At 75.5% G+C, this 12,977-nt stretch carries 12 protein-coding genes; 5 read left to right on the top strand and 7 right to left on the bottom strand.

Annotated elements, in window-relative coordinates:
* Together KIK08_RS20150 and KIK08_RS20145 are read left to right on the top strand one after the other, a co-directional pair.
* Positions 1 to 1,598: glycine cleavage T C-terminal barrel domain-containing protein (locus KIK08_RS20150; protein ID WP_305849599.1), on the top strand; the 1,598-nt coding region annotated here is incomplete at its 5' end.
* Positions 1,591 to 2,157, top strand: coding sequence for a sarcosine oxidase subunit gamma (locus KIK08_RS20145; protein ID WP_214404753.1), 567 nt, complete (start codon positions 1,591 to 1,593; stop codon positions 2,155 to 2,157). The genes KIK08_RS20150 and KIK08_RS20145, both read left to right, overlap by 8 nt.
* 105 nt (positions 2,158 to 2,262) lie before the next feature.
* Here the strand turns inward: KIK08_RS20145 and KIK08_RS20140 are convergent, their stop codons facing one another.
* Positions 2,263 to 2,931 (bottom strand): GntR family transcriptional regulator, encoded by a 669-nt coding sequence (locus KIK08_RS20140; protein ID WP_214404752.1) that lies wholly within the window; start codon positions 2,929 to 2,931, stop codon positions 2,263 to 2,265.
* Between the two features lie 88 nt (positions 2,932 to 3,019).
* Here KIK08_RS20140 and KIK08_RS20135 point away from each other — a divergent pair, with 88 nt between their 5' ends.
* Positions 3,020 to 4,393: an L-serine ammonia-lyase gene (locus KIK08_RS20135; protein ID WP_214404751.1), complete on the top strand. Its 1,374-nt coding sequence runs from the start codon at positions 3,020 to 3,022 to the stop codon at positions 4,391 to 4,393.
* 118 nt (positions 4,394 to 4,511) lie between these two features.
* The gene (locus KIK08_RS20130; RefSeq protein ID WP_214404750.1) at positions 4,512 to 5,336 is read left to right on the top strand and encodes a TIGR03084 family metal-binding protein; all 825 of its coding nucleotides are present in this window, start codon (positions 4,512 to 4,514) and stop codon (positions 5,334 to 5,336) included.
* A gap of 40 nt (positions 5,337 to 5,376) precedes the next feature.
* On the opposite strand, the gene KIK08_RS20125 is transcribed toward KIK08_RS20130, so the two are convergent.
* Positions 5,377 to 6,474, bottom strand: coding sequence for a serine hydrolase domain-containing protein (locus KIK08_RS20125; RefSeq protein ID WP_214404749.1), 1,098 nt, complete (start codon positions 6,472 to 6,474; stop codon positions 5,377 to 5,379).
* Between the two features lie 90 nt (positions 6,475 to 6,564).
* Here KIK08_RS20125 and KIK08_RS20120 point away from each other — a divergent pair, with 90 nt between their 5' ends.
* Positions 6,565 to 7,134: a PadR family transcriptional regulator gene (locus KIK08_RS20120; protein ID WP_214404748.1), complete on the top strand. Its 570-nt coding sequence runs from the start codon at positions 6,565 to 6,567 to the stop codon at positions 7,132 to 7,134.
* A 63-nt stretch (positions 7,135 to 7,197) separates the two neighbouring features.
* Here the strand turns inward: KIK08_RS20120 and KIK08_RS20115 are convergent, their stop codons facing one another.
* From KIK08_RS20115 to KIK08_RS20095, 5 genes are all read right to left on the bottom strand, one after another.
* Positions 7,198 to 8,733 carry a carboxylesterase/lipase family protein gene (locus KIK08_RS20115; RefSeq protein ID WP_214404747.1) on the bottom strand — a complete coding sequence of 512 codons (1,536 nt, stop codon included), beginning with the start codon at positions 8,731 to 8,733 and terminating at the stop codon, positions 7,198 to 7,200.
* Between the two features lie 107 nt (positions 8,734 to 8,840).
* Positions 8,841 to 9,803: an endonuclease/exonuclease/phosphatase family protein gene (locus KIK08_RS20110; RefSeq protein ID WP_214404746.1), complete on the bottom strand. Its 963-nt coding sequence runs from the start codon at positions 9,801 to 9,803 to the stop codon at positions 8,841 to 8,843.
* Between the two features lie 129 nt (positions 9,804 to 9,932).
* Positions 9,933 to 10,655: a DUF5994 family protein gene (locus tag KIK08_RS20105; RefSeq protein ID WP_214404756.1), complete on the bottom strand. Its 723-nt coding sequence runs from the start codon at positions 10,653 to 10,655 to the stop codon at positions 9,933 to 9,935.
* A gap of 112 nt (positions 10,656 to 10,767) precedes the next feature.
* Positions 10,768 to 11,688 carry an RNA polymerase sigma-70 factor gene (locus KIK08_RS20100; protein WP_214404745.1) on the bottom strand — a complete coding sequence of 307 codons (921 nt, stop codon included), beginning with the start codon at positions 11,686 to 11,688 and terminating at the stop codon, positions 10,768 to 10,770.
* 4 nt (positions 11,689 to 11,692) lie between these two features.
* A complete protein-coding gene (locus KIK08_RS20095) occupies positions 11,693 to 12,901 on the bottom strand; it encodes an NAD(P)/FAD-dependent oxidoreductase (RefSeq protein WP_214404744.1) in 1,209 nt (402 codons plus the stop codon).
* Between the last annotated feature and the right edge of the window lie 76 nt (positions 12,902 to 12,977).

Raw genomic sequence — 12,977 nt, 5'->3', positions numbered from 1 at the left:
GCGCCGGTGCGGCGGCGCTGGCCGCCCTCGGCCTCGCGCCGGTCGCCGGCGACCTGCCGGTCGCGCCGGAGCCGGCCGCCCCCGACCCGCCGCTGGTGCTGTGGCGCGTGCCGGACGTCTCCGGCGCCGGCGGGACCACCCAGTTCGTCGACCTGCAGCGCGACGCCACGGTCGCCGACATCTCCCGCGCTGTCGGGGCGGGCCTGCGCTCCGTCGAGCACGTCAAGCGGTACACGACCATCGGCACCGCGCACGACCAGGGCAAGACGTCGGGGGTGATCGCCTCCGGCATCGTCGCCGAACTGCTCGGCGTGCCGGTGCGCGAGACCGGGACCACGACCTTCCGCCCGCCCTACACGCCGGTGGCCTTCGCCGCGCTGGCCGGTCGCGACCGCGGCCACCTCTTCGACCCCGAGCGGCGGACCGCCCTGCACGAGTGGCACGTCGCGGCCGGGGCCGTCTTCGAGGACGTCGGCCAGTGGAAGCGCCCGCGCTACTACCCGCGCCCCGGTGAGGACATGGAGGCGGCGGTGCTGCGCGAGTGCGCCGCGGCCCGCACCGGCGTCGGCATCATCGACGGCTCCACCCTCGGCAAGATCGACGTCCAGGGCCCGGACGCCGCCGTCCTGCTCGACCGGCTCTACACGAACATGATGAGCAGCCTGAAGGTCGGCGCGGTCCGCTACGGCGTCATGTGCGGCGTCGACGGCATGGTCATCGACGACGGCACCGTGCTGCGGTTGGCCGACGACCGCTTCCTCGTGCTGACCACCACCGGCGGCGCGGCGAAGATCCTCGACTGGATGGAGGAGTGGCTGCAGACGGAGTGGCCCGGGCTGCGGGTGCGGCTCACCTCGGTCACCGAGCAGTGGGCCACCTTCCCCGTCGTCGGACCGCGCTCCCGCGACGTCATCGGCACCGTCTTCCCGGACGTGGACGTCGCCAAGGAGGCGTTCGGGTTCATGGCGCTGCGCCACACCACGCTCGACGGCGTGCCGGTCGTGCTCGCCCGGATCAGCTTCTCCGGCGAGCTCGCCTACGAGGTCTACGTCAACCCCTGGTACGCGGTCGCGGTGTGGGAACGGCTCCTCGACGCCGGCCGCCCGCACGGCATCACGCCCTACGGCACCGAGGCGATGCACGTCCTGCGCGCCGAGAAGGGCTACCCGATCATCGGGCAGGACACCGACGGCACCGTCACCCCGCAGGACCTGGGCCTGGCCTGGGCGGTGTCGAAGAAGAAGCCCGACTTCATCGGCAAGCGCTCCTTCGCCCGCGCGGCCAACCAGGACCCGCAGCGCAAGCAGCTCGTCGGGCTGCTGCCCGTCGACGGGGGGACCGTGCTGCCGGAGGGCTCGCAGATCGTCGAGTTCTGCCCCGACGGCGCGCTGCCCCCACCGCCGGTGCCGATGCTCGGCTTCGTCACCTCCAGCTACCGCAGCGCCGCGCTCGACCGCCCCTTCGCGCTGGCCCTGGTCGAGGGCGGGCGGGCGCGCATCGGCGACACCGTCCACGTCCCCGTCGACGGCGCACTGGTGCCGGTCGAGGTCACCGGCTCGGTGCTGGTCGACCCGGAAGGAGCCCGCCGCGATGGCTGAGCCGATCATCGGGCTGCCGCGCACCCACCCGCTGCAGGCGTGGGCCCCCGCCCTCGCCGACCTGCCCGACGCCGTCCGCGTCACCGTCGAGCCCCACGACGCGATGGTCGACGTCCGGCTCGCCGACCCGGGCGCGCTCGACCTGCCGACCACCCCCAACACCTGGGTGCCGACCGACGCCGGGCGCGCCGTCTGGCTCGGCCCCGACGAGTGGCTGCTGACCAGCGGCTCGGAGACCCCGTGGGAGTTCGAGGAGCGGGTCCGGGCGGCGGCCGGCCCGCTGGGCGGCGCCGTCGTCGACGTCTCCGCCCAGCGGATCACCCTGCGGCTGACCGGGGAGCGGGCCCGCGACGTGCTGGCCAAGGGCTGCTCGATCGACCTGCACCCGAAGGTGTTCGGCCGGGGCGGCAGCGCCCAGACGACGCTCGGCATGGCCGGCGTCGTCCTGCTGGCCCTGTCCGACGCCGGCGACGACTACCTGGTGCTCGTCCGGTCGTCGTTCGCCGGCTACCTGGCCGACTGGCTCCTCGACGCCGCCCTGGAGTACTCCGCGCCCTGACCGACCGACCCCGTCGCCAAGGTTCAGGAAAGCCACGATGCTGCCCGCAGAGGGCAGTATCGTGGCTTTCCTGAACTCGGGGCGGGAGCGGGGCGGGGCGGGGGCTCAGATCACGGCGCGGATGGCGCGTTCGAAGCCCAGGACGTGCTCGCGGGCGAGGTCGGCGGCGCGGTCGGCCTCGCCGTCGGCGATGGCCCGCAGCAGCGCGACGTGCTCGGCGACGACCTGCATGTCCATCGCGGTGAGCCGGTCGAGGAACACGCAGTGGATGCGGGTCGCCAGGTTGTCGTAGCGGATCAGGACGTCCTCGAGGTGCGGGTTGGCGGCGGCCCGGTAGATCGTGCGGTGCACGCCGAGGTCCCAGCGCATGACGTCGGTGCGGTCCATGCCGGCGATGTCGAGCTCTTCGATGCGGGAGGCGAGCTCGCCGAGTTCGGCGCGGGTGGCGCGCGGTGCTCGTTCGGCGGCGCCCCGCGCGGCCAGCGGCTCCAGTTGCACGCGGATCTCGGAGATGTGCGCGAGGTCGGCGATGTCCATGCCGGTGGCGAAGGTGCCGCGGCGGGGGAAGGAGACGACGAGCCGGTCGCCCTCCAGGCGCTTGAGGGCCTCCCGGACGGGGGTGCGGCCCACGCCGAGCGACTTCGCCAGTCGGTCGTCGTCGATCGGTTCGCCGGGTCGGATGTCCAGCATGATCAGCTGGTCGCGGACGGCGAGGTAGGCCCGGTCGGCCAGGGACGCGGGTACCGGGTCCGTCTCCAGCGGCGCGGCGGTCACGGGTCGATCCTAGATGCTGCTGGACCAGAGACCTTGCTTGCCCGGGGCAACCGACATACGATTGATATATCAAGCCCGAGGGGGACGGATGACCATCAGCGCCTTCGACCTGTTCAGGGTGGGGATCGGTCCGTCCAGCTCGCACACCGTCGGCCCCATGCGGGCCGCCTGTTCCTTCGCGCTGCGGCTGCGGGAGCGCGGGCTGCTCGGCGGGGTCGCCCGGGTCCGCTGCGAGCTGTTCGGCTCGCTCGGCGCCACCGGGCACGGCCACGGCAGCGTCGGCGCCGTCGTGCTGGGGCTGGAGGGCGAGCGGCCCGAGCTGGTCGACCCGACCACGGCCGCGTCGCGGGTGGAGTCCGTCCGGCACGCCGGCACGCTGTCGCTGGCCGGCGAGCACCCGGTCACCTTCTCCGTCGACGACGACGTCGTCCTGCACCGCCGCGCGCGGCTGCCGTTCCACAGCAACGGCATGCTGTTCCTGGCCGTCGACGCCGGCGGCGAGGAGCTGGACCGGCGCCAGTACTACTCCGTCGGCGGCGGCTTCGTGCTCGACGAGGACGAGGCCGGTCGCCCGGTCCTGGTGGCGGACCCGACCCCGGTCCGCTACCCGTTCCACACCGGCCGGGAGCTGCTGGAGCACGCCCGCGCCACCGGGCTGCGGATCAGCGACATCATGCTGGCCAACGAGCTGGCCTGGCGCAGCGAGGCGGAGGTCCGCGACGGGCTGCTGCACATCTGGGCGGTGATGCAGGAGTGCGTCGAGCGCGGCACCCGGACTCCCGGCGTGCTGCCCGGCGGGCTCAAGGTCCGCCGCCGCGCCGCGCGCCTGCGCGCCCAGCTGGAGGCGAACCGCGACGACGCCGACGCGCTGCGCGCCATGGAGTGGGTGACGCTCTACGCGCTGGCGGTCAACGAGGAGAACGCCGCGGGCGGGCGCGTCGTCACCGCGCCGACCAACGGCGCCGCCGGCATCGTGCCGGCCGTGCTGCACTACTACCGCGACTTCCTCGGCTCCTACTCCGCGGACGGCGTGGTGCGGTTCCTGCTCACCGCCGCGGCGATCGGGCTGCTGTTCAAGGAGAACGCCTCGATCTCCGGGGCCGAGGTCGGCTGCCAGGGCGAGGTGGGCTCGGCCTGCTCGATGGCCGCCGCCGGGCTGGCCGAGGTGCTGGGGGCCAGCCCGGAGCAGGTGGAGAACGCCGCCGAGATCGGCATCGAGCACAACCTGGGCCTCACCTGCGACCCCGTCGGCGGGCTCGTGCAGATCCCGTGCATCGAGCGCAACGCCGTCGCCTCGGTCAAGGCCGTCACCGCGGCGCGGATGGCCGTGCGCGGCGACGGCGCCCACCACGTCTCCCTGGACAAGGCCATCAAGACCATGCGGGAGACCGGCGCCGACATGAAGGACAAGTACAAGGAGACGGCCCGCGGCGGGCTGGCCCTCAACGTCGTCGAGTGCTGAGCGCCCATCCGACGTCGCGGCCTAGGATCTGGGCGCCGGTGTACCGCTCCGCCGACGCGCAGCAGGGCCCGGCCGCGTTCCGCGACAAGCGCACCCCCGTCCGGAAGGGCCACCAGCCGTGCCCGTCTCGATGCCCGCACTGGCCGACGACCTGGCCGCCGAGTCCGCCCAGCTGCGCTCGCTGCTGGCCGGGCTCGACGAGGCCGGCTGGCGCCGCGACACCCCGGCCCCGGGCTGGACCGTCGCCGACCAGGTCTCGCACCTGGCCCACTTCGACGACGTCGCCGTCCGGTCGGCGACCGACCCCGACGCGTTCCGCGCCGAGGTGGCGCGGACCGGGGCCGAGGGCGGGGTCGACCCGGACGCCGTCGCCGCGCGGTACCGCCACCTCCTCGGCGCCGACATCCTGAGCTGGTTCGACGGCGCGCGCGCCCGGCTGGTCGAGGTGTTCCGCGGGCTCGAACCCGGCCTGCGGGTGCCCTGGTTCGGGCCGGCGATGAGCGCGGCGTCCTCGCTGACCGCGCGGATCATGGAGACCTGGGCGCACGGCCAGGACGTCGCCGACGCCCTCGGGGTCTCCCGCGAACCGACAGCCCGCCTGCGCCACGTCGCCCACATCGGCGTCGGCGCCCGGGCGTTCAGCTACGCCGCCAACGGCCGTCGGATGCCCGACGCGGCGGTGCGCGTCGAGCTGACCGCCCCGGACGGCTCGACGTGGGCCTGGGGCCCGCCCGACGCCGCCGACCGGATCACCGGTCCGGCGCTGGACTTCGCGCTGCTGATCACCCAGCGCCGCCATCGCGACGACCTCGCCCTGACGGTCACCGGGCCGGCCGCGTGGGAGTGGGCCGAGATCGGCCAGGCGTTCGCCGGGCGGCCGGGCACGGGCCGTCGGCCCGGCCAGTTCCCCCCCGTCGAGAACGAACTTGCGGTGATCGAATGACCCTGTTGATCACGACAACGTCGTTCTCGACGGGGGTGCGTCAGCGGGCGGCGGCCAGGATGCGGGCGATGCGGGAGTGGACGGCGAAGCTGGCGTTCATCCGGCGGTCGGCGTGGAAGTTCAGCACCACGTGGGCGTCGGCCTCGCGGTGGTGGAAGACGTGCGTCGCGAAGAAGCCCAGGTGCCCGACCGGCTCGGGGAGCCCGCGCATCAGCGGCGGCACGAACTCGCCGAACCGGACGGTCATCGTGCCCGCGCCGTAGTGCAGGCCGCGCCGGAACCGGTGCCGCGGCCGCGCCAGGTGCGCCAGGTGCTCGGCCGAGATGAGCCGCCCGCCGTGCAGCGCCCGCTGGAACCGCACGAAGTCCTCCGGCGGGCCGACGACGTTGCCGCCGGCCCAGTCCAGGCTGACGCTGTGCGCGCGGCTGAGCTCCTCGTGCCCGATCCAGAACGGGGCGACGTCGAGCCCACTGAGGTCGTCGGGGATGAGGGTGGCGTCGTAGGGGGTCGAGCTGCGCTCCATGCCGCAGGGCTCGAACAGGCGCGTGCGCAGCAGGTCCGCGAACCGCTCGCCGGCCGCCTCCTCGGCGATGCGCCCGAGCAGGACGTAGTTGGTGTCGGAGTAGCGGAACGCCTCGCCGGGACGTCCGGCCGGGGGCAGCCGGCGGGCCTCGTCCAGCAGGTCGGTCGGGGTCCAGCGTCGGTCGCGGTGCACGCCGACGGACCGGGCCGACGCGGCCGTCCGGTGGCCGCGCGGCGGCTCGAAGAAGTCGGGCAGCCCGCTCGTGTGGGCCAGCAGGTGCTCGACCGTCACGTCCCGGGCGACGTCGACGCCGTCGGCCGCGGGCAGGCCCGCGACGTCGGCCCCGGGCAGCAGCGTGCCGATGGGGGAGTCGAACCGGAAGCCGCCGCGCTCGACCAGCATCGCGACCAGCGTCGCGGTGAGCAGCTTGCCCGAGCTGGCCGCGTGGAACGGCCGCGCCACGTCGCCGAACTCGAACTCCCAGTCGGGTGACCGGACGAGCACCTGGGGCGGCGGCATCCCGCTGTACCTGCGGGTGATGCGCTCCAGTGCCGACCGCAGACTCGCGGTCGCGCGGCGGTGCGGTGCGGTCGTCGCGCCGTCGATGAGTGCCATGGCCCGGGCCTCGATATCTCTCAGAGAGATGTATACTAGACATATCTACTAGACATCTCTCTGAGAGACAACGTGAACTAGGCTCCGGTCGTGGCCCACGTCATCCTCGGACTGCTGCTGATCGCCCCGCAGAGCCTGTACGGCCTGGTCAAGGCGTTCGAGGCGGGCGTATCGCTCTTCTACAGCGCCAGCTCGGGCAGCATCAAGCGCGCGCTGGACGGCCTGCTGGCCAACGGGCTCATCGAGACCGCGGGCGCCGAGCCCGGCGGCCGCGGCAAGAAGGTGTACCGGGTGACCGAGGCCGGACGCGCCGAGTTCCGCACCTGGATGACGGGCGAGCCGACCGGCCCGGACCTGGAGGCCGCCGCGTTACCCCGGCTGTTCTTCCTCGGCCTGCTCGACCCCGCCGAACGGGCGCCGGTCCTGCGCCGCATCACCGCGCGCATCGAGTCCGACCTCGCCGGGCTCGTCGCGCTGTCCCGCACGCTCGACGCCGTCGATGTGGCCGAGGAGCACCGCGACCTGGCCACGCACCAGTTCGCCACGCTCGACTACGGCATCGCCTCGCACCGCTTCGCCCTGTCCTGGTTCCGCGACCACCTCGCCCGCGAGGAACGGCGCTCCCGCCCGGGGTCGGGGGCGTCTTCGCAGGGGTGGTGAGGTCTTCGCAGGCGCCGTAGCACCTGCGAAGACCATGGGGACTCTGCGAAGTGGCCGACCCGACTAGGACTCCGGGCCCAGCGGGTCGAAGGAGAAGTCGGTCCAGAGCTGCCGGGAGGTCTCCTCCGGGTAGGGGCCCAGGCCGTCGCGGTCGCCGGCGTCGAACACCCGCGTGAGCCGGCGCTGCTCGTCGTAGGGCGACCAGCCGGGGTCGCCGTCGCGCGCGAACGCCGTCCACGCCGCCCGCATCCGCTCCGAGACCTCCACCGCCTCCGCCGTCGGCGGCGGGGTGCCCAGGACCATGAGGGCCAGGCCCCGGTCGAGCACGCCGAAAACCAGCGGGACGTCGAGGGCGTGGCAGGCGCCGAGCGCGCCACCCGCGGCGGGGGAGGGCCAGGTGAGCTCGTAGAGGTGGCTGCTGCCGCCGCCCGCCGCGTGCGCGGCGGCCAGGTGCAGGCTCGGCATCCGGAACATCCGGTCGGAGTGCGCGGTGACGTAGAGCCGCTCGGCGTCGGCGTCGGGGAACGCCGCCCGGTAGCGGTCGGCGGCGTCGGGGCCGGGCCCGAAGACGGTCATGGCGGCGGTGGCCATCTCGTCGGTGACCGCGCCGGCCAGCCCGCCCATCACCAGGAACAGCCGCCACTCGTCGCGGTTGTGGCCGACCAGCAGCGGCACGTCCCGCGCGGCACCGGCCGCCAGGCCGGTCCACGGGTCGGTGGGCAGCACGTCGCCGTCGACCACCGGGGAGAACGGGGTGGGGGTGCGGGCCACCAGCCCCCACTTGGTGAGCGTGGACATCCGCGCGTCGAGCTCGGCGAGCACCCCCAGCAGGCGGTCGGGGGCGATGTCGGCGAGCGCGGCCGCGTCCGGGGCGAGCCCGAGCGGGCGGCACAGCTCCACGGCGACGTCGCGGGCCAGCGCGGGCGCGAAGTACGTGCCGGGCACACTCTGCGCGATCGCCCGCCCGAACAGCCCCCGGGCCGCCGGCATCACCATCAGCGCGGCCACCGAGCCCGCCCCCGCGGACTCGCCGAACACGGTGACCCGGCCCGGGTCGCCGCCGAACGCGGCGATGTTCTCGTGCACCCAGCGCAGCGCCGCGACCTGGTCGAGCAGGCCCCGGTTGTCCGGGACGCCGTCGAGGTGCGCGTAACCCTCGACGCCGACGCGGTGGTTCGCGGTCACGATCACGGTGCCGGTGCTGGCCAGGGTGGCGCCGTCGTAGCCGGGCTCGCCCGCGTTGCCCGCCCGGTAGGCACCGCCGTAGATCCACACCAGCACCGGCAGCCCGGCCGCGCCCGGATCGGGGGTCCAGACGTTCAGGGTCAGCCAGTCGGTCGGGTCGTGGCGCACCGGCCCGGTCGCGTCCGGCGCCGGGATCGGCATGCCCGCCATCGACTGCGGCGGCGGCGGGCCGAACACGTCCGCCTCCCGAACGCCGTCCCACGGCTCGGCGGCCTCGGGCGCCCCGAACCGCCGCGCCCCCACCGGCGGCGCGGCGAACGGGATGCCGCGGAACACCGCCACGTCGCCGTCCACCAGGCCGCGCACCTGCCCGGCGCCGGTGCGGATGAGGGGAGAGGTGGTCGGTGCGGTCACGGTTCTCCTCGTGGTCGGCGGGTGCGCCGGGGGCGTCGCTCCGATCGAAGCGCGTTGTCGGCCGCGGCGCTACCGCCGCCCCGCCCCGGCCGGGACGCAGCCGCTGATCATCCGGACGGGGGCGGGGCCGCGCACGGGCCGACCGTGGCGGCGATGGCGTCGTGGTCCGAGCCGGGCAGGGGCAGGCGGTGGGCGGTGTCGCCGCACCACCCGGGCCCGACCAGCAGGTGGTCGATGCGGAGCAGCAGCGGGCGCCACGTCGTCACCGACGTGGGGGCCGCCCAGGCGTCGCGCATGGCGTCGGTGAGGCCGGTGCCGTCGACCAGGAGCCGGTAGCCGCGGCCGCGGTCGGTGGAGTTGAGGTCGCCGGCCACGACGACCGGACCGGGCTCGGCGGCGACCCGGGCCGCGAGCGCGGCCACCAGCCGGTGGTGCTCGCCGAGGGTGGCCTGGTAGGCGCCGCGGCCCGTCCACCACGGGCGCGGCACGTGCAGGGCGTAGAGCACGAACGGCGTCGGCGCGTCGACGGCGACCCGCATTCCGGGCAGGTCGCGGCCCGGCTCGTCGAGGAGCCGCAGGGGGTGGCGGCTGTACACGCCGACCGTGGCGGAGCCCCAGGTGAACTCGTGGTGGGGGTAGCCGGCGGCGAGGTCCTCGTCGAGGTAGCCGTTGTTCTCGACGACGACGAGCACGTCGGGGGACGCGGCGAGGAGCGCCGGCACGGTCGAGGCCATGCCGGTGACGTTGGCGGAGACCACGCTCACCCCCGACCCGGCGGCCACCGCGCCCACGTCGGCGGGCGTCCAGGGCGCGATCACCGCGACCGCGCCGGCCACCAGCGCCGAGACGGCCGGGAGCACGCCCCGCCTGCGCCCGACGACGAGCACGACCGCGGCGACCAGCCCGACCAGCACCGGGAGCGCGATGGCCAGCACGTCGCCGACGATTCCCAGCAGGTCGCGCAGCGCGAACCAGGTCCACGGCAGGGCGACCACGGCCAGGGCGCGGGCCAGGGCGGCCGGGCCCGGGCGACGGCGGGGCACGGGCGCCGGGGCGAACCGGTCAGCCAACGGGGCCGACCGCGTCGCGCACCGCCGTGGACGCGCCGCTGATCGCGGGTTCGCCTCGCACCGTTCCGGCCCTCCCGCCGCAGCCCGGGGAGACTCTAGTGGTGCTCGCCCGTCCGGCCGAAGGCGCGGTCAGTGGTCGGCGGTGTCGGCTCGGGTGCCGTCCTTGGCGTCGAGGCCGAGCATCGCCAGCAGCATGGTGCAGTCCTGGGCGTCGACGGCGTGCCCGGCGACGGTGCGGATCGCCCCGGTCCGCGCGCCCGCGCTGTGCTCCTCCTCCGCGACCCGCGCCTTCGCCCAGTCGCCCGGGTGGTCGGGCAGGCCGTCGCCGGTCCGGAAGAACCGGCTGACGATCCCGCTGCCGGTGGCGGTCGTCGCGGCGTCCAGGACGGCCTCCGCGTCGGCGCGGGCGGTGGCGGCCGGGATGACGAGCAGCGTGGTGGTCCGCCCGGTGGAGGCGCCGACCAGGCTGATGGTGTCGGCGGCGTGGGCGGGGGAGGCGACCAGCTGGACGACGCGCCCGCGCACGCCCATCCGCGGGGCGACCGCGGGCCAGCTCGCGGCGTGGTAGACCACCTGCTCGACCCCGCCGAGGCGGTCCCAGACCTCGGGCAGCATCGTGTGCAGCTGCCCGGCCAGGTCCCGGGAGCGCGGCCACCACACGCCGTGCGGCAGGCCCGGCGGCCCGCCCTCCGGTCGCATCCGCAGGCGGGCCCGGTCGTCGAACGCTGCGGTGGTGGGATGGTCTGGGCCCGGAGTCATGCCCGCGCTCCCGTCTCCGGCCGCGGGGGCGGCCGGGTTTCCGCCGGGGACGACGTCGACGACGCCGACGGTGAGCTGCTCCCGGCTGTGCATGACGCTACACCCGGGTGGGGTCCACGATCGGGTCAGCGTCCCGCCACGGGGAGCCGGCGCGGGACGCCGGTCGGTCCAGCGGGCCCTGCGCCGGCTGTCGCAGCGCGGCCGATCACGGCCCCGGGCGTCGCCGGGCCAGCGCTTCGGCGCGCAGCAGCCACGCGTCCGCCACCGGTCCCAGGTGCTCCAGCTTGTCGGGGTTGATCACCGCGCGGATCGTCTGGATCCGCCCGTCCAGGACGTCGACGGACACGACGGCGATCACCTTGCCGTCGCGGTACCGCAGGATCGCCCCGGGCTGGTGGTTCACCTCGCACGGCTCCAGCTCGGCCATCCCGCGCAGCAGCGGCGCGAACGCGGCGATCAGCCTGCTCACCTTGGCCGCCCCGACCACGGGCCTGGCCAGCGCCGGGCCCTTGCCGCCGCCGTCGGCGAGGGTCTGCACGTCGGCGGCGAGCAGCTCGGTGAGCCCGTCGACGTCGCCCTCGCGGAAGGCCTCGAAGAACCGCGCGGCGAGCTCCTCGCGCTCGCGGCGGTCGGCCTCGAACCGCGGCCGGCCCTCCCGCATGTGCCGGCGCGCCCGCACCGCGAGCTGCCGGCACGCCGCCTCCGAGCGCTCCACCGCCGCGGCGACCTCGGGGAAGCCGAACCCGAACACGTCCCGCAGCACGAAGACCGCCCGCTCCAGCGGGCTGAGGCGCTCGAGCAGCAGCAGCGCGGCCACCGACACCGAGTCGGCCAGCTCCGCGGACCGCTCCGGATCCCCGTACGGGTCGCTGACCAGCGGCTCGGGGAACCACGGCCCGACGTAGGCCTCCCGCCGCACGCGCGCCGACCGCAGCACGTCGATCGAGATCCGGGTGACCACGGCCGAGAGGAACGACTTGACCGACGCGGGTTCGGTCGCGGACGACTCGTAGCGCAGCCAGGTCTCCTGCACGGCGTCCTCGGCCTCGCTGACGCTGCCCAGCACCCGGTAGGCGATCGCGAACAGCAGCGGCCGCAGCTCGGTGAACTCCTCGGCGCGGGTCACGCGGTCAGCCTGCTACGGACCGGGCGTCCCGGGGCAGCACCGGGGCGGAGTGCGGCCAGCGGATCGCCCCGGGCAGGCGCCGCTCGGCGCCGATCGTGCGCGGGACCCCGCGCAGCTGCACCCACTTGGCCGCCAGCGCGGCCCGGCCGGTCCAGGCCCGCCCGCGCGCCACGTCGTTGTGGTCGGTCCGCTGCAGCACGGCGGCGCGACCACCCAGGCTGACGCAACGGGCGACGAACCCGAGGTCGAAGGGGGCGTAGCCGTCGCCGGGCCCGAGCCCGAGCACCTCGGCGCGCAGCACGTCGGCGGCCTGCGCGGCGGAGGGGAACGCGGCCTGGCAGGACATGCTGTAGCGCTCGCCGCCCGGCCCCGGCGCGTGCCCGGCGTCGCCCACGGCCAGCACGGTGGGGTGCGAGACCGAGCGCAGCGCGGAGTCGGTGAGCACCGCGCCCTGGTCGTCGACGGCGATCCCGGCGTCGCGGGCCAGCGGCGGCGCGGCGAACCCGCCGCACCAGACGGTCAGCACGGACGGCACCGCGCGGCCGTCGTCGAGCAGCAGCCGGTCCGGCTCCACGGCCCGCACCCGCGTCCCGCCGAGGGACTCGACGCCGAGCCGGTCCAGGGTGGCGCGCACGTGCTCGGCCGCCCGCGGGGTGAACCAGCCGCCGACCTCGCCCGACGTGACCAGCCGCAGCCGCACGTCCGGGCGCCGCTCGGCCAGCTCGGCGACCGTCTCCAGGCCGGTGAACCCGCCGCCGACGACGCTGACGTGCGCCCCTTCGGGCAGCGCGGCGAACACGGGCCGCAGCCGCTGCGCGGCGGCCAGGTCGCCGACGGCGTGCACGTACTCCCCGCCCGGGACCGGAGGGGCCTGCGTCGTGCTCCCCGTGGCGATGACGACCCGGTCGAACGGCACGTCGCGCGAGCCGTCGGGCCCGGCGACCACGGCCCGCCCGGCCCCGGGATCGAGCTCGGCGACGTGCCCCTGGACGAAGCCGACGCCCGCACCCAGCAGGTCGCGCAGGCCGGCGCCGGCGACCCGCTGACCGGTGGCGATGTGGTGCAGGCGCAGGCGGTTGACGAAGGTCGGGCGCGGGTTGACCACCGTCACCTCCACCCGGCCGCGGCAGCGGCCGGCCAGCCGGACGGCCGTGGTGGCGCCGGCGTAGCCGGCTCCGATGATCAGTACCCGCATGGTCTCCGGTGCGCTCATGCCCCACGGGACGAGGTGGCGCTCCCGGCTGTGACATGGACGCCGGTCGGACGGGGCGCCCGCGCCGTTTCGTCCT

It is taken from the genome of Pseudonocardia lacus, from assembly GCF_018531445.1.
Classification (GTDB): domain Bacteria; phylum Actinomycetota; class Actinomycetes; order Mycobacteriales; family Pseudonocardiaceae; genus Pseudonocardia; species Pseudonocardia lacus.
The sequence above is the reverse complement of the archived record's forward strand: the minus strand, read 5'-3'. Positions and strand labels throughout refer to the sequence as shown.